Raw genomic sequence first — 15639 nt, 5'->3', positions numbered from 1 at the left:
TGGACCCGGGCAAGTCCTGGTTCTATTCTCGGGAAAGTCGGCACCGGCTGTTCAGGAAACGCGCGAACAGATGGAACAGCCGGTGCCTAAGCCTTCGGGCGGCGAACCGCCCGAAGGTGTTCACTTATCTTTATTGACCGCCACCCAGCTGGTGGACGTAAGCCGAAACGGCGCGGATCTGTGCCTCGGTCAGGCGGTTTTCCCACGCGGGCATGACCCCGAAGCGGCTGTACGTAACCGTCTCGGTCAGCGCCTCTTCCGAGCCGCCGAACAGCCAGATCGCGTCGGTCAGGTTCGGTGCACCTTGCGTGACGTCGCCGGTCCCGTCCTCGCCATGGCAGGACGCGCAGTTGTCCTCGAACACGACCTTGCCAGCCTGTGCCGAAGCATCGTCGGTCTGGGCGTTGGTCAGGGACATGACATACTGAACCACCTGCGTGATCTCTTCCGCTTCGAGGATTTCACCAAAGGCAGGCATTTCGGAATAGCGCGCATAGTCGCTTTCTTCGTTTCGAATGCCATAGGCCACAGTGTACTCGATATCCTCGAGCGAACCGCCCCACAACCAGGCGTCATCCAACAGGTTCGGGAAACCCGGCGCACCCTGCGCACCCGAGCCGTGGCACTGCGCGCACCACGTGCGGAACACGGCGCCACCCGAGTTGACGGCGTATTGCTGCAATTCGGCATCCTTGGCGATGTCTTCCAGCGGCGTTTCCACCAGCTTGGCGTTCCAAGGCGCATTTGCTTCTTCGAACGCAACCATCTCCTGCTGCACCAGCGCCCGAGAAGACCAGCCCATGACACCGGCGGTTGCCGACTGTACCAGAGGCCATGCCGGATACATGATCGTGTAAATCACACCCCAGACGATGGTGGCGTAGAAGGTCCACAGCCACCAGCGCGGCATCGGATTGTCGAATTCCTCAATCCCGTCCCAGCTGTGGCCGGTGGTGTTCGGATCACCCGGCTGTTTTTCAGGTGTCTTGCTCATTGCCGCGCCTCCTTGGATGTGGCGGGTTTGTCTTGATGCCGGAAGGGGATGTTGGCGGTGTCATTGTATTCCTTGCTGGCACCGGGGCGGAAAACCCAGATGATGATGCCCACAAAGAAGACAAACAGCACAAGCAGCATCCAGCTGTCCGCGAACTGCCTGAGAAGGGTGTACTCTTCCATCACGATCCTCCCTTAGCGGCTTGCGTCCGGGGTGAAGGTCGAGAAATCGACCAGCGTTCCCAGCATCTGCAGATAGGCGACCAGCGCATCGGCTTCGGTCAGTTCGGGCTGACCGTCGAAGTTCCGCACGTTGACCTTGTCGCCATAGCGTTCCAGCAGCCCGTCATAGTCGCTGTCCGGATCGGCCTGAGCGCGGAAGTCCGCCACGGCGTTTTCCAACATCTCGTCGGTGTAGGGCGTGCCGACCATCGCGTTCGCTTTCATGATGTCGCCAATGTATTTGCCATCGATCTTGCGATGCTCGAGGAAGCCGTATTTCGGCATCACCGATTCCGGCACCACCGACTGCGGATCACGCAGGTGGTCCACCTGCCACTGATCCGAATACCGGCCGCCGACACGGGCCAGATCGGGCCCGGTGCGCTTCGACCCCCACTGGAAGGGATGGTCATACATCGATTCAGCCGCCAGCGAGTAGTGGCCATAGCGTTCGACCTCGTCCCGCATCGGACGGATCATCTGGCTGTGGCAGGTATAGCAGCCTTCGCGGATGTAGATCTCGCGCCCCGCCATCTCGAGAGGGGTGTAAGGACGCATGCCCTCCACCTTCTCGATGGTGTTCTCAAGGTAGAACAGGGGCGCGATCTGCACGATGCCGCCGATGGTCACGACCAGAAAGCTGAAGATCAGCAGGAGGGTCGCGTTGGTCTCGAGGATCTTGTGTTTGTCGAGAATTGCCATAGCTCCGGCCCTCCTTATTCAGCCGGGACCGCGACGGTCAGGCTGGCCTCTTTGGCCGGCGCTTTCCGCACAGTCATCCACAGGTTGTAGCACATGATCACAGCGCCAGCGACGAACAGAACGCCACCCAGAGCACGCACCACATACATCGGGAACTTGGCGGCCACGGTGTCGGCGAACGAGTTCACCAGGAAGCCGTTGGCATCCACTTCACGCCACATCAGGCCTTCCATGATACCGGTCACCCACATCGACGCGGCGTAGAGCACGATGCCGATAGTCGCGAGCCAGAAGTGCCAGCTGACCATCTGCAGCGAGTACAGGCGTTCCCGCTTCCACAGAACAGGCACCAGGAAGTACAGCGCACCAAAGGTGATCATGCCGTTCCAACCCAGCGCACCCGAGTGCACGTGACCAATGGTCCAGTCAGTGTAGTGAGACAGGCTGTTGACCGCGCGGATCGACATCATCGGGCCTTCAAAGGTGGACATGCCGTAGAAACCGACCGAGATCACCATCATGCGGATCACCGGGTCTGTACGCAACTTGTCCCATGCACCCGACAGGGTCATCAGACCGTTGATCATGCCACCCCAGGACGGCATCCACAGGATCACCGAGAACACCATACCCAGCGTCGACGCCCAGTCAGGCAGCGCGGTATAGTGCAGGTGGTGCGGACCGGCCCAGATATACAGGAAGATCAGCGCCCAGAAGTGGATGATCGACAGCTTGTACGAGAACACGGGGCGCTCGGCCTGTTTCGGGATGAAGTAGTACATCATGCCCAGGAAGCCCGCAGTCAGGAAGAAGCCCACGGCGTTGTGGCCATACCACCACTGGATCATGGCGTCCTGAACACCCGACCAGACGATGACCGATTTCGAACCCCAGATGCTGACAGGGATGGTCATGTTGTTCACCAGGTGCAGCATTGCGACAGTGACGATGAACGCCAGATAGAACCAGTTGGCCACGTAGATGTGGGGCTCTTTCCGCTTGATGATCGTGCCCAGATAAACGGCCAGATAGGCGACCCAGACAATTGTCAGCCACAGGTCAACATACCACTCGGGTTCGGCGTATTCCTTGGATTGCGTACCGCCAAGGACATAGCCGGTTGCCGCCAGCACGATGAACAGCTGATAGCCCCAGAAGACGAACCACGCCAGATTACCACCCCACAGGCGCGCGGCGCTGGTGCGCTGCACAACATAGAACGAGGTTGCGATCAAGGCGTTGCCACCAAAGGCAAAAATCACCGCCGATGTGTGCAGCGGACGCAAACGGCCGAAGTTCAGATATCCTTGGGCCCATTCGAAATTCAGTGCCGGAAAGGCCAACTGAAACGCAATGAAAGTTCCTGCAATAAACCCGACCACGCCCCAGAAAGCAGTTGCGATCACGCCATAGCGGATCACGTCATCCATGTACTCGGCCGAGCGGTCTACGAGAATATCTGGCTCATCTGTGTTTCGAAGCGTCCAGATGAACAATCCAACGGCGATCAGCATCACCAGAATCGCGTGCACCTGATACGCCAAATCCCGTGCATAGTTGGACCCGATCGCGGCAAAAATCACGATCAGACCAAGCACGATCAGCTTGATGTAATTTGACATATTGCGTCCCTTTGCATGCCCCGTGCGATTCTTGACGCCGCACGAAACCCATTTGACTGGCCGCTGTTCTGTCTGACAAGGGCCATAGCTGCTTTGATCTGTGTCAAGACAATAGCCTGTTTTCCGTGGCAGTGATAAACAATTGAGTGGGTTAACTGGTCGCAGCTTGCCCCCCGCGCACATCGAGTGAGGTCAAAATGGCTTACAAATCCCTTCTAACAGTCATGACAGAGACAAAGCAGGCGAACGCGGCACTGGCCCAGCTTGTAGCTCTGGCAAACGCGCAGGACGCGCATGTCGAAGCCCTGTGTCTCGGCGTTGATCGTAGCCAGACCGGCTACTATTACGCTGGCGCAAACGCCTTGATCCTTCAGGAGACGCTCAGCCGCGCCAATGCCGATTCCGACGCTGTTCTGGAGTATGCAAAGAACTACCTGGGCAAAACCGGGATCCGCTGGTCCGCGGAAAACGGCGTGGCCCAGATTGCCGATATCGGCCGCCACGTGGCCCATCGCGCACGGTTTTCCGATCTGGTTGTGCTGCCGCAGCCATATGGCGAGGATCGCGCGGCCGAGGCCGAGCCCATCATTGAAGCCGCCATGTTCGAAGGCCACGCACCGGTTCTGGTTGTGCCCGATGATGTGACGCCGTTCGAGAAACCAAAAACCGTTCTGATCGGATGGAATGAAAGCGTCGAGGCCATGCGGGCCATCCGCCGCGCCCTGCCCTTCCTGAAACAGGCGGACCTGGTGCGCATCGTCGTCATCGATCCGCCGCGCCACGGACCAGACCGCTCGGACCCGGGCGGATTGTTGTCACAAATGCTGGCCCGGCACGGGGTGAAATGCGAAATTGACGTGCTGAGCAAAACCATGACCCGCGTCTCGGACATCCTCAACCGCCATGCTGGCGATACCGAGGCTGACCTGATCGTCATGGGCGCTTATGGCCATTCGCGGTTCCGCGAGGCCATTTTGGGCGGTGCCACCCGCAACATGCTGGAACAATCCGTTGTGCCGGTCTTTTTGGCCCATTGATCCGAAGGGACGTGCGGCTTGCAGATACTGCCCCTTTCATTGGGGCAGTATTCTAAACTAGTTGCGCCGGATCAGGCCGATCACGAACAGCAGGATCACCGCACCGATGGTTGCGAAAAAGATCGACGAGAATAGCCCACCGCCAACCGAAAAGCCCAAGGCCGGGAAAATCGCGCCCGCAAGAAACGCGCCGACGATCCCGATGATGATATTGCCGAACAGGCCAAAACCCCGGCCTTCCATGATCTTGCCTGAAAGCCATCCGGCGATTGCGCCGATGAACAACATTGCAAGCAGGCTGGTGAACTCCATCCGAATCTCCTTTTGCGTATCGGGTGTCAGACCAGAAAACCGCCGTCCGCATCATCGCCGGCCTCATCCATGAGGCGCGCCATGTCCGGAATGGTCACGTGGCGTTTTCCGTCCAGTGTAATGACGCCGTCCTTTTTCAGCGCCGACATCTGGCGGCTGACCGTTTCCAGTGTAAGCCCCAGATAATCCGCCATCGCCTCACGCGTGAGCGGCAGATCAAACACCATTGGACCGGAGTTGCTTTTCTGGGCCACCGAAGCATCGCGCCGCGCGATGATCGACAACAGGCTGGCAATCTTCTCGCGCGCGGTTTTGCGCCCAAGGACAAGCATCCACTCGCGGGCCGCGTCCAGCTCATCCAGCGTCATCTGCAGCAGCCGGTGCGCGATATGCGGGGTTGTGCTCATCAATTCTTCGAACGGTTTCTTGCGGAAACAGCACATCACCAGATCAGTTGTGGCCTGAACGTCATAGGGCGCAGTTTCGCGTCCCGGACGGCCCACAAAGTCGCTGGGCAGCAACAGGCCCACCATCTGGGTCCGGCCATCCTCCATCGTCTGCGTCAGCGAGGCGATGCCCGAAACCACGGAGCCGACAAAATTCATCTGATCGCCGGACCAGATGATTGTCTGCCCGGCCTCGAAACTACGGTAGAACTTGATCTCTTCCAGTTCCACAAGCTCGTCGGGTTCGCAATGGGCACACACGGCACGGTGCCGGATCGGGCAGTCCGCACAATTCGAGTGGTCAAATTGGGAATTCAGGTTCATTCGCGTTTCCACTTGATCTCAGTCAAGGTCTTGTTGAAGGCCGTCCCTTAACGGTATCGCCATGATAGTGAAACCACAATTAGCACAGCTTGGACTATTTGACGCTAAAGTTCCGCGTTACACAAGCTACCCGACAGCGCCCCACTTCAACAACGATGTGGGATCAGGCATGTTTGGCGACTGGATTTCGGGCATTCAGCCCGGAAGCGCCGTGTCCCTTTACATCCATGTCCCCTTTTGCCGCAGACTGTGCTGGTTCTGCGCCTGCCGGACCCAGGGAACACAGACCGATAACCCCGTCATCGCCTATGTCGACGTTTTGAAGGCCGAGCTTGATCTGCTGGCCGCGCGCCTGCCCGAGGGCGTCACCCTGTCGCGGCTGCACTGGGGCGGCGGCACGCCAACCCTGCTGAACGCCGATTTGATGCGCGATCTGGCAGCGCGGGTTCTGGACATCGTGCCGCTGGGCCCGGACGCCGAGTTCTCGGTCGAGATCGACCCGAACGAAATCGACGAAGCACGGTTGGACGCTCTGGCCGAGGCCGGCATGAATCGCGCCTCGATCGGGGTGCAGGATTTCGACGACGAAATCCAGAAAACCATCGGCCGCATCCAAAGCTATGACACCACGCGCAAAGCAATCGACATGATCCGCGCGCGCGGCATCACCAGCCTGAACGCCGATATCCTGTATGGGCTGCCGCATCAGACCAAGACCCGGATGACCGAAAGCGTACAAAAGCTGCTGTCGCTCAGCCCGGACCGCGTTGCGCTCTATGGCTATGCCCATGTGCCTTGGATGGCCAAACGCCAGCAACTTATCCCCTCGGACGCGCTGCCGACGCCGGAACAGCGGCTTGACCTGTTCGACACCGCGCGCCGCCTGTTCATGTGGGACGATTACGCCGAGATTGGTATCGACCATTTCGCGACGCAGGATGACGGGCTGACCCGTGCACTGCAGACCGGAAAGCTCAAACGGAACTTTCAAGGCTATACCGACGATCAGGCCGAGGTTCTGATCGGCGTTGGTGCCAGCTCGATCTCAAAGTTTCCGCAAGGGTACGCCCAGAACGCGCCGGCAACTTCAGCGCATACCAAGGCCATCCGGAACGGGCAGTTCTCGACCTCGCGCGGGCACCTGTTCAAGGGGCAGGACATCCTGCGCGCCCGGCTGATCGAGGCGCTGATGTGCGATTTCCGGATCGATTCGGCTGAAATCCTGCGGGACCACGACATCTCGGCCGGGGAATTGCAGGGCATGTTCAACACGGCCAACGATGCGTTCGACGGGTTGCTGCAGGTGACCGGGGACGGTCTTTTCATACCGCCCGAGGCCCGTGCCCTGACCCGGATGATCGCCCGCAGCTTTGACGCCTATGACCTAAGCAAGGCAGGCCACAGTTCGGCCATCTGATTGACTTCGGACAGAGGGGGGGTTGACGCAGACAGGGGGTATTCCGCAAACTTAAGAACGCGGGCGGCAAGCCGCCCCAACCCCGAGGCAGATCCGTTTTCAGGCAATTGACCCCTGCGCGTCAGCGCAAGGCAGCCGATATCGCGCAGTCGTTCTTAAACCTGAAAGAGGGACAGCACTCATGCGCGTTTTCACCGTCCTCGGCCCCAGTCAATCGGGCAAATCCACCCTGGTCGAGGCCATCAGCCGCCTTGATGGTCGGCCAACAACATTCGACGTATCCGGAACCGTGCATCTGCACGGTTTTTCTTATTTGGACGAGCCGTGGTGCGCCATCGACGTGGATGGCGGCGGGGATTCCCTGGCCTATGTCGGTCCTGCCATGGCAATCTCGGACGCGGCGGTTGTGGTGGTTCCGCCCGACCCGGACGCCGCAGTGCTGTGCGCCCCCTATCTCAGACTGGTCGAAGAAGCCGGGATTCCCTGCTTCCTGTTCATCAACCGGATGGACAACCCCAACGGCCGCATCCGCGATATCATCGCGGCCCTGCAAACCTATTGCACCCATCATATCGCGCTACGGCAGGTGCCCATTCGCGACGGCGAGGTCATCATCGGCGCGGTTGATCTGATATCCGAGCGGGCGTGGAAATATCAGGAAGGCCAGCCCTCGGCCCTGATCGAACTGCCTCAATCGGTCGAGGACCGCGAACAGGAAGCGCGCACGGAATTGCTCGAAACCCTGTCCGACTTCGACGACAAGCTGCTGGAACAGCTGATTGAAGACAAGCAGCCTCCCAACGAAGAGGTTTTTGAACTGGCTGCACAGGTTCTGCAGAACCACCAGCTGATCCCCGCCTGCCTGGGCGCCGCCAGCCACGGCAACGGCCTGACCCGCCTGATGAAAGCCCTGCGCCACGAAGCGCCCGAGTTCGACATAGCCGCCGGGCGGGATGAGGCCGCAGACAACGCCCGCGCCATTGCCGGGTTCGCCGACGTGAAAAAACACATCGGCAAGATCATCGTGCTGCGCGGTCTTGGCGAAGGCGTCACCGCGCATGAGGCGTTGGGCGGCGAAACCGTCGGCAACCTGACCACGCTGGACGCCAAGACCCAGATCGGCGCGCTTGAGGCCGGTCAGATCGGTCTGGCCGTCAAGTCCGATCACCTCAATCCGGGCAACATTTACGACAGTTCCTCCGCCACGCCTCTGCCAGACTGGGCCACCTCGCGTCCCGCGGCGCATCGGCAGATCGTCTCACCGGCGCATGAACGGGATGACGTACGCCTGTCCAACGCGCTGAGCCGCCTGGTCGAAATCGATCCCGGCCTGACCCTCGAACAGGACGAACTGAGCGGTCACGCGATTCTGGGCTCGCAGGGCCCTCAGCATATGCGACGCGTCACCGCCAAGCTGGCAGAAGACTTCGGGATCGAAATCGAGGCGGATCAGGTCGAAACTGCCTATCGCGAAACCATCCGGACACCGGTTGAACATCGTCACAGACACCGCAAGCAATCGGGCGGTGCCGGTCAGTTCGCTGACGTCGTGATCACGGTCGCGCCCATGCCGCGCGGATCGGGCTTTCAGTTCGAAGAGGTTGTCAAAGGCGGCGCAGTTCCCAAGAACTACATTCCGTCGGTTGAACACGGCGCGAAAGACGCGCTGGTTGAAGGCCCCGAAGGCTTTCCCGTTGTCGATGTCAAAGTCACGCTGAGCGATGGCAAGCACCACAACGTGGACAGTTCGGACTATGCCTTCCGCACAGCCGGTAAGAATGCCGTGCGCGAGGCACTGCCGCAGGGCAAACCCGTTGTCCTGCAACCGATCCTGAACGCCGAGATCCACCTGCCGTCGGATTTTGTGGGCGACCTGGTGCCGACGATCAGCTCGCTCCAGGGGCAGGTTCTGGGTTTCGAAGGCAACCCAAATGCCTCGGGCTGGGAGATCTTCAACGCCCAGCTTCCCGCCGTGGCCGAGGATGAGCTGCACCGCACCCTTGCCAGTGCCACGCGCGGTACCGGCTGGGTCAAACTCAGCTTCGATCACTATCAGGAACTGCGCGGACCGGTGCCGAAATCGGCATCGCGTGAAACGGCCAACGCCTGACGCACCGTGGCGGGCTGCTCTCAGCCCGCCGCCGCGATCAGTTCTCGGGTGTAATCGGTCTGGGCATTCTCGAACAGGTCCTCGGCCCTGCCCATCTCGACCACGTCGCCATTTCGCATAACAATGACGTTGTGGGACATGGCGCGCACCACCTTCAGGTCGTGACTGATAAACAGATAGGCCAGCCCGTATTTCTTTTGCAGATCGCGCAGCAGATCGACGATCTGCACCTGCACCGTCATGTCCAGCGCGCTGGTCGGCTCATCCAGCACCAGCAGTTTGGGCCGCAGCACCATGGCCCGCGCGATGGCGATGCGCTGGCGCTGACCGCCGGAAAACTCGTGCGGATACCGGTCCATCGCCGCCGGGTCCAGACCGACTTCGGCCATCACCTCGGCCACCAGTTCGCGCGGCGCGCGGTGCGGGTCAACGTTGTGGATCGCCAAGCCCTCGGCAATGATCTGCTGGCAGGTCATGCGGGGGCTGAGGCTGCCGAACGGGTCCTGAAACACGATCTGCATATCCTTGCGCAGGCGGCGCAATTCACGCGTCGACCAGCGGCGCACGTCCTGATCGCGGAATGTAATCCCGCCTTCAGAGGCAATCAGCCGCATGATCGCCAGTGCCAGCGTGGTCTTGCCCGACCCGCTTTCGCCCACGATCCCCAGCGTCTCACCCGCGCGCACCGACAGCGTCGCATCGTTGACGGCCTTCACATGGCCCACTGTCCGCTTGAAGAACCCGCGCTGAATCGGAAACCACACTTTCAGGTGGTTCGTCCGCGCCACTTCCTCGGCATCAGCGGCCACCGGATCGGGTTCGCCCGACGGTTCCGCCGCCAGCAGCTTGCGCGTGTAGGGATGCTGCGGGTTGTCGAAGATTTCGGCGGTTTCGCCGGTTTCGACAATCTCGCCGTCCTTCATCACGCACACCCGGTCGGCGATCCGCCGCACGATACCCAGATCGTGGGTGATGAACAGCATCCCCATGTTTTCCGATTTCTGCAGGTCAGCCAGCAACTCCAGGATCTGCGCCTGAATTGTGACATCCAGCGCGGTTGTCGGCTCATCCGCGATCAGGATGTCCGGCTTGTTGGCCAGCGCCATCGCGATCATCACCCTTTGGCGCTGTCCGCCAGACAACTGGTGCGGATAGCTGTCCAGCCGATCCCTCGGGTCGCGGATGCCAACCTTGATCAGCAGTTCCACGATCCGCTCGCGCGCTTCGTCGCCGGTTACACCCTGATGCAGGGCCAGCGACTCGGCCATCTGCTTCTGGATCGTGTGCAGCGGGTTGAGCGAGGTCATCGGCTCCTGAAAGATGAAACTGATATCGTTGCCGCGCACATCCATCAGCCTGTCCTCGGACGCGCCGATCATTTCCTGACCTTCATACGTGACCGAGCCTTCGACAATCGCGCTGTCACCCAAAAGCGAAACCGTGCTCAGCGCCGTTACAGACTTGCCCGACCCCGATTCCCCAACCAGCGCGACCGTTTCGCCCCGGTCGACGGTGAATGACACACCCCTGACCGCCGCGGAAACCTGCCCGTCCTGCCGGAACGAGACCCTGAGGTTATTCACATCCAACAAACTCATGAGAACGTCTTTCTGGGGTCAAACGCATCCCGCACGCCTTCAAAGATGAAAACCAGCAGCGACAGCATGATGGCAAAGGTGAAGAACGCGGTGAAGGCCAGCCACGGCGCCTGCAGGTTCTGTTTTGCCTGCAAGGTCAGTTCGCCCAGTGACGGGGCCGAGGACGGCAGGCCGAAGCCCAGAAAATCCAAACTGGCCAGACCTGCGATGGTGCCGGTAACGATAAATGGCATGAAGGTCAGCATGGCCACCATCGCGTTGGGCAACATGTGCCGGAACATGATCGTCATGTTGCCAACGCCGAGCGCCTTGGCGGCGCGGACATATTCAAGGTTGCGCGCACGTAGGAATTCCGCCCGAACCACGCCCACCAAACCGGTCCAGCTGAACAGGATCATCAGGATGACCAACAGCCAGAAACTTCGTCCCAGAACCGCAAACATGATGATGATGACATAGAGCGACGGTGTCGCGGACCAGATCTCGATGATCCGCTGAAAGATCAGATCCAGCCAGCCGCCGAAATAGCCCTGGATGGCCCCTGCAAACACCCCGATCAGGCTGGCCGCGCCGGTGACGACCAGCGTGAACAGGATAGACAGCCGAAACCCGTAGATCACGCGCGCCAGAACATCACGTTTGGTGTCGTCGGTGCCCAACAGATTCTGCCCGTTCGGCGGCAGGGGTGCCGCACCCGGCCGGTCGACACTGGTATTGTAGGAGTACGGAATTGGCGGCCAGATCGCCCAACCCCGCTCGAACCCGTCCGCCTGAAACGTGCCGGCATCGATCTCTTCGATGATTCGCTCGGGGTCGTCAAAACACTGATCAAGACCACCGCTGTCGATCAGGCATCTCACCTCGGGGTCGCGATAAATGGCTTCGGTCTGGAAATCCCCGCCAAATTCGGTTTCGGCGTAGAAATTGAACACCGGCGTGAAGAACTCGCCCCGGTATTTCACCAGAATCGGTTTGTCGTTGGCGATGAACTCGGCGAACAGCGACAGGCCGAACAGTACCGAGAAGATGATCAGCGACCAGAACGCGCGACCATTGCGCCGGAAATTGCGCCAGCGGCGCTGGTTGAGTGGGGACAGCGCCATTTACCCCTCCCGCTTTTCGAAATCGATGCGCGGGTCGACCACCACGTACATCAGATCGCTGATGATGCCGACCACCAGCCCCATCAGACCAAAGATGAACAGCGTGCCGAATATTACCGGGTAATCACGCGCCACCGCGGCCTCGAACCCCAACCGTCCCAGCCCGTCCAGCGAGAATATGGTCTCAATGATGATCGAGCCGCCAAAGAACACCCCGATGAACACCGCCGGAAAGCCCGCAATCACGATAAGCATCGCATTGCGGAACACATGACCGTACAGAACCTTGCGCTCGCTCAGGCCCTTGGCGCGGGCGGTCATCACATATTGCTTCTTGATTTCATCCAGGAACGAGTTCTTGGTCAGCAGCGTCAGCGTTGCAAACGCCGAAATCGTCAGCGCAATGATCGGCAGGGCAATGTGCCAGAAATAGTCCGCAATCTTGCCAATCAGGCTGAGGCTGTCCCAATTATCCGATGTCAGCCCCCGCAGCGGGAAAATCTGCCAGTAGGATCCGCCCGCAAACAGCACCAGCAGCAGGATGGCGAACAGGAAACCGGGAATGGCGTAGGCCACAATGATGGTTCCGCTGGTCCAGGTATCAAAGGTCGATCCGTCCTTGATGGCTTTGCGGATGCCCAGCGGGATCGACACCAGATAGGCGATCAGGGTCGACCAAAGACCCAGCGAGATCGAAACCGGCATCTTTTCCAGCACCAGATCGATGACGCTGATGGACCGGAAATAGCTCTCGCCGAAATCCAGCGTCAGGTAGTTGCCCATCATGCTCAGAAAGCGCTGGAGCGGAGGCTTGTCGAAGCCGAACTCTTTCTCCAGTTCGGCAATGAATTCAGGCGGCAGCCCCCGCGCGCCGACATATTTGTCGTCAAAGGCGCCCCCGGCAGGTTCCGAGGCCGCCCCGGAATCGCCACCGCCTGCAAATCCGGCAAACACATCGCCCTGCCCTTCGATCTGGGCGATGATCTGTTCAACCGGCCCGCCCGGCACGAACTGCACCAGCGTGAAGTTAACAATCATGATGCCCAGAAGGGTCGGAATGACCAGCAACAGGCGTCTTAGAATATACGCGCCCATGTTATCGCAGCGCGCCTTTCGCTTTCAGAGCCGCCTCTTTTTCCGGATTGATCCACCACAAATCCAGATAACCAAGGCTGAACGGAGGCAGGTTTTCCGGGTATTCATACATGTCGTAGTAAGCCGTCCAATAGTCCGCAACGTATCCATCCGGGATCACGAAGAACTCATACCGCAACACGCGGTCAAGCGCCATCAACGCCGCGTCCTGTTCTGCCTGATTCGTGGTATCGAACGAGGCTTCGATCACCGCATCCACCAATGGGCTGGCCAGACCAGCCGGGTTGAAAAGGCTGAACGCAGCCTCTTTCGAGCCGTACATCTGGCTGAGCCCCCCGCCGGTGGACAGGAACGCCCCATACTGTGTGGAATGGATCATGTCATAGTCCCGCTCGCGCCGGCGCAGCGTGTATTGCGACGGATCCACCTTTTCCGCCGTTGCATCCACACCAATGGCCTGCAGGTTCTGCACAAAGGTCTCGATCATCGTCGCGGTCGAGGTCGGAATGCTGGAAGAATAGGGAATGTTCACCTTCAGCGTCTGACCCTGTTCGTTTCGGCGCAGATTGCCATCTCCAACCGGCCAGCCAGCCTCATCCAGCAGCTTCGAGGCCGCCCGCATGTTTCGCCGATCGTTCAGGCGCGCCGAACTGGACTCGTGCATCACCAGGGCCGGTTCGCTCAGAACCTCATCCGGCACGATATCGCCAAGGCTTTCCAGAAAGGCCAGTTCAGCCCCCTCCGGCGGCCCCTTGGCCTCAATATGGGTGTCCTGAACAAAGGAATTGCGCGGTGCGTTCAAGCCGAACATCAGCGATTCATTGGCCCATTCAAAGTTGAAGGCCAGCGCCAGCGCCTGCCGCACTTTCTTGTCTTCGAATTGCGGTTTACCCAGATTGAACACAAACCCGGAAGGAGTCGGCGGGCTGCCATCCGCAATCTCGTCGCGGACAACCGTTCCTTGGGTCAGCTTCGGAAAATCATAGCTCGAGGCCCAAAGCTTGGGGTCACTTTCGATCCGCATGGTGTATTCACCGGCCTTGAACCCCTCGAAAGCGGCAGTCTGATCGGCGAAATACTCGATACGAATGGTGTCGTAGTTGTTGCGGCCAACGTTGATCGGCAGATCCTTGCCCCAGTAATCGTCCCGGCGTTTGTAGACGATGCGCCGGTTGATGTCGTAACTGTCCAGCTTGTAAGGCCCGGACCCCACGGCAACCTCAAGCCGGGGCTCGTCCAGACGGCGGGATTCGTCAGCCTCGAACCAGGCTTTCGAGAATACCGGCGTCGACCCGACCGTTTCGATCAACCCGCGGCGCGTCACTTCCGGGCTAAAGGAAAATTTCACCGTATGATCGTCCAGCGCTTCGGCCCCTGTAACCATGCGACCGACGGCCTGCGCATAAGATGGCAACCCCTGCTCGATGAACAGGCGATGGCTGTAGACTACATCCTCGGCTGTCACCGGTGTTCCATCCCAGAACGTCGCCTCCGGTCGCATGTGGAAAATCACGTAATTGCGCCCTTCATCATACTCCATGCTGTGTGCAAGCAGACCGTAATACTGCCCTACACTGTCTGACGCGCTGTCGATCAGCGCATCATACTGGATCGACGTCAGCGCCCCGGCGCGGCCCTTGCGCGAATAAGGATTAAGCGAGTCGAAGGTGCCAGACCCCGCCAGCGACAGCTCGCCCCCCTTGGGGGCTTCGGGATTGACATAGTTCAGATGCGGATAATCGGGCGGGTAGTCGAGATTGCCAAAATAGGAATACCCGTGGCTGCGCGTCACGCCCTCCTCAACGGCCCCGGCCAGATTCGCGGCCCCCACGACCAGAGCGGCAGAAACCCCCACAACGGCAGCCCAGGACCGGGCGTGCAATTTGAGATTACTGGACAGAAGGGATTTCATGGTGCTCATCCTCTTGGTCGTTTCCGTCTTCATTGTTGTGACCGACAGCTAAAAGGCCAGAACTGTAAGTTGCAAGTTTAGAACGCGTGAACGGATTGTGAAGTTGTCCTTAGACAAAAAATAAAGCCGCTGCACGGGGCAGCGGCTTTGAATTCGGTTCATCCGATCGGCCGATCAGTTGCCGATGGTCTGCAGATAGGCAATCAGGTCGGCACGTTCCTGCGGCTTCTTCAGGCCGGCAAAGCTCATCGAGGTGCCGGAAATGTAGCTGCTGGGTCTTGTCAGGAAGGCATCCAGCGCCTCTGGCGTCCAGTTGCCGCCATGGGCCTGCATGGATGCGGAATAGCCGGTAAAGCCCTTGGCGGACGCAACCGGACGATCCACAATCGCGTACAGATATGGGCCAGTGCCGTTGGCGCCGTCTTCCAGCTTATGGCAGGCGGTGCACTTGCGGAATACCTTCGCACCCTTTTCAGGATCGGCGGCTGCCAGCATGTCCTCGAATACCACTTCTTCGCCGTCGGCGCTTTCGCCCGAGCTTTCGGTTTCGATGACATAGGCGGCTTCGGCGCCATGGGCATCTACACTATAGAGAACATCTGCCCCCCATTTGGCTAGAAGAAGCACCAGGAAGGTGCCGAACAGGCCTGCGGCGGCCTTGGTAACTGTCATCGTGTCGAACATTGATCGCGAGTCCATTTCAGCTGTCTGCGGGGTGTCTAAGGCTTCCCCTTGCAAGAGGCAAG

Annotated in this window: 14 protein-coding genes; 3 read left to right on the top strand and 11 right to left on the bottom strand. The window is 59.7% G+C overall.

Annotation, left to right across the window (positions count from 1 at the left end; translation table 11 throughout):
- Window positions 1-130 precede the first annotated feature (130 nt).
- The 4 genes from ccoP to ccoN are packed head-to-tail and all read right to left on the bottom strand — an operon-like array spanning window position 131 to window position 3539.
- The gene (gene ccoP, locus ACR0J2_RS10965; protein ID WP_480812575.1) at window positions 131-994 is read right to left on the bottom strand and encodes a cytochrome-c oxidase, cbb3-type subunit III; all 864 of its coding nucleotides are present in this window, start codon (window positions 992-994) and stop codon (window positions 131-133) included.
- Window positions 991-1176 (bottom strand): cbb3-type cytochrome c oxidase subunit 3, encoded by a 186-nt coding sequence (locus tag ACR0J2_RS10960; RefSeq protein ID WP_170613588.1) that lies wholly within the window; start codon window positions 1174-1176, stop codon window positions 991-993. The genes ccoP and ACR0J2_RS10960 overlap by 4 nt, the downstream gene beginning before the upstream one ends.
- 12 nt (window positions 1177-1188) lie before the next feature.
- Window positions 1189-1917: a cytochrome-c oxidase, cbb3-type subunit II gene (ccoO, locus tag ACR0J2_RS10955; RefSeq protein ID WP_170613590.1), complete on the bottom strand. Its 729-nt coding sequence runs from the start codon at window positions 1915-1917 to the stop codon at window positions 1189-1191.
- Window positions 1918-1931: 14 nt separating this feature from the next.
- Entirely contained in the window at window positions 1932-3539 is a 1608-nt protein-coding gene (gene ccoN, locus ACR0J2_RS10950; RefSeq protein WP_170619174.1) for a cytochrome-c oxidase, cbb3-type subunit I, read from the bottom strand.
- A 197-nt stretch (window positions 3540-3736) separates the two neighbouring features.
- Here ccoN and ACR0J2_RS10945 point away from each other — a divergent pair, with 197 nt between their 5' ends.
- Window positions 3737-4576 carry a universal stress protein gene (locus ACR0J2_RS10945; protein WP_170613594.1) on the top strand — a complete coding sequence of 280 codons (840 nt, stop codon included), beginning with the start codon at window positions 3737-3739 and terminating at the stop codon, window positions 4574-4576.
- A gap of 57 nt (window positions 4577-4633) precedes the next feature.
- On the opposite strand, the gene ACR0J2_RS10940 is transcribed toward ACR0J2_RS10945, so the two are convergent.
- A complete protein-coding gene (locus tag ACR0J2_RS10940; RefSeq protein WP_170613596.1) occupies window positions 4634-4888 on the bottom strand; it encodes a GlsB/YeaQ/YmgE family stress response membrane protein in 255 nt (84 codons plus the stop codon).
- Window positions 4889-4914: 26 nt separating this feature from the next.
- A complete protein-coding gene (fnrL, locus tag ACR0J2_RS10935) occupies window positions 4915-5658 on the bottom strand; it encodes a transcriptional regulator FnrL (protein ID WP_170613598.1) in 744 nt (247 codons plus the stop codon).
- A gap of 61 nt (window positions 5659-5719) precedes the next feature.
- Here fnrL and hemN point away from each other — a divergent pair, with 61 nt between their 5' ends.
- Complete coding sequence (hemN, locus tag ACR0J2_RS10930) at window positions 5720-7075, top strand: oxygen-independent coproporphyrinogen III oxidase (protein WP_480812574.1); 1356 nt, start codon at window positions 5720-5722, stop codon at window positions 7073-7075.
- 181 nt (window positions 7076-7256) lie between these two features.
- Window positions 7257-9185, top strand: coding sequence for an elongation factor G (locus ACR0J2_RS10925; RefSeq protein WP_480812573.1), 1929 nt, complete (start codon window positions 7257-7259; stop codon window positions 9183-9185).
- Window positions 9186-9205: 20 nt separating this feature from the next.
- Here ACR0J2_RS10925 and ACR0J2_RS10920 read toward each other — a convergent pair whose 3' ends face one another.
- The 5 genes from ACR0J2_RS10920 to ACR0J2_RS10900 all read right to left on the bottom strand — a co-directional run bounded on the left by ACR0J2_RS10920 (window position 9206) and on the right by ACR0J2_RS10900 (window position 15577).
- Window positions 9206-10783, bottom strand: a complete 1578-nt coding sequence (locus tag ACR0J2_RS10920) for an ABC transporter ATP-binding protein (RefSeq protein ID WP_321251197.1) — start codon at window positions 10781-10783, stop codon at window positions 9206-9208.
- Window positions 10780-11886 carry an ABC transporter permease gene (locus tag ACR0J2_RS10915; RefSeq protein WP_170613606.1) on the bottom strand — a complete coding sequence of 369 codons (1107 nt, stop codon included), beginning with the start codon at window positions 11884-11886 and terminating at the stop codon, window positions 10780-10782. Before ACR0J2_RS10915 ends, ACR0J2_RS10920 begins: the two co-directional genes overlap by 4 nt.
- Entirely contained in the window at window positions 11887-12981 is a 1095-nt protein-coding gene (locus ACR0J2_RS10910) for a microcin C ABC transporter permease YejB (RefSeq protein WP_170613608.1), read from the bottom strand.
- 1 nt (window position 12982) lies between these two features.
- Window positions 12983-14893 carry an extracellular solute-binding protein gene (locus ACR0J2_RS10905; RefSeq protein ID WP_170806031.1) on the bottom strand — a complete coding sequence of 637 codons (1911 nt, stop codon included), beginning with the start codon at window positions 14891-14893 and terminating at the stop codon, window positions 12983-12985.
- A 174-nt stretch (window positions 14894-15067) separates the two neighbouring features.
- Entirely contained in the window at window positions 15068-15577 is a 510-nt protein-coding gene (locus ACR0J2_RS10900) for a c-type cytochrome (RefSeq protein ID WP_170613798.1), read from the bottom strand.
- Window positions 15578-15639 lie beyond the last annotated feature (62 nt).

Source organism: Ruegeria sp. CG4, from assembly GCF_056537185.1.
This window is presented reverse-complemented; position numbering and strand designations above follow the sequence as displayed.

Excerpts from the sequence above, each read along its gene's own strand:
- ccoP (WP_480812575.1), bottom strand. The coding sequence starts at position 994 with ATGAGCAAGACACCTGAAAAACAGCCGGGTGATCCGAACACCACCGGC.
- ACR0J2_RS10960 (WP_170613588.1), bottom strand. The coding sequence starts at position 1,176 with ATGGAAGAGTACACCCTTCTCAGGCAGTTCGCGGACAGCTGGATGCTG.
- ccoO (WP_170613590.1), bottom strand. The coding sequence starts at position 1,917 with ATGGCAATTCTCGACAAACACAAGATCCTCGAGACCAACGCGACCCTC.
- ccoN (WP_170619174.1), bottom strand. The coding sequence starts at position 3,539 with ATGTCAAATTACATCAAGCTGATCGTGCTTGGTCTGATCGTGATTTTT.
- ACR0J2_RS10945 (WP_170613594.1), top strand. The coding sequence starts at position 3,737 with ATGGCTTACAAATCCCTTCTAACAGTCATGACAGAGACAAAGCAGGCG.
- ACR0J2_RS10940 (WP_170613596.1), bottom strand. The coding sequence starts at position 4,888 with ATGGAGTTCACCAGCCTGCTTGCAATGTTGTTCATCGGCGCAATCGCC.
- fnrL (WP_170613598.1), bottom strand. The coding sequence starts at position 5,658 with ATGAACCTGAATTCCCAATTTGACCACTCGAATTGTGCGGACTGCCCG.
- hemN (WP_480812574.1), top strand. The coding sequence starts at position 5,720 with ATGATAGTGAAACCACAATTAGCACAGCTTGGACTATTTGACGCTAAA.
- ACR0J2_RS10925 (WP_480812573.1), top strand. The coding sequence starts at position 7,257 with ATGCGCGTTTTCACCGTCCTCGGCCCCAGTCAATCGGGCAAATCCACC.
- ACR0J2_RS10920 (WP_321251197.1), bottom strand. The coding sequence starts at position 10,783 with ATGAGTTTGTTGGATGTGAATAACCTCAGGGTCTCGTTCCGGCAGGAC.
- ACR0J2_RS10915 (WP_170613606.1), bottom strand. The coding sequence starts at position 11,886 with ATGGCGCTGTCCCCACTCAACCAGCGCCGCTGGCGCAATTTCCGGCGC.
- ACR0J2_RS10910 (WP_170613608.1), bottom strand. The coding sequence starts at position 12,981 with ATGGGCGCGTATATTCTAAGACGCCTGTTGCTGGTCATTCCGACCCTT.
- ACR0J2_RS10905 (WP_170806031.1), bottom strand. The coding sequence starts at position 14,893 with ATGAAATCCCTTCTGTCCAGTAATCTCAAATTGCACGCCCGGTCCTGG.
- ACR0J2_RS10900 (WP_170613798.1), bottom strand. The coding sequence starts at position 15,577 with ATGTTCGACACGATGACAGTTACCAAGGCCGCCGCAGGCCTGTTCGGC.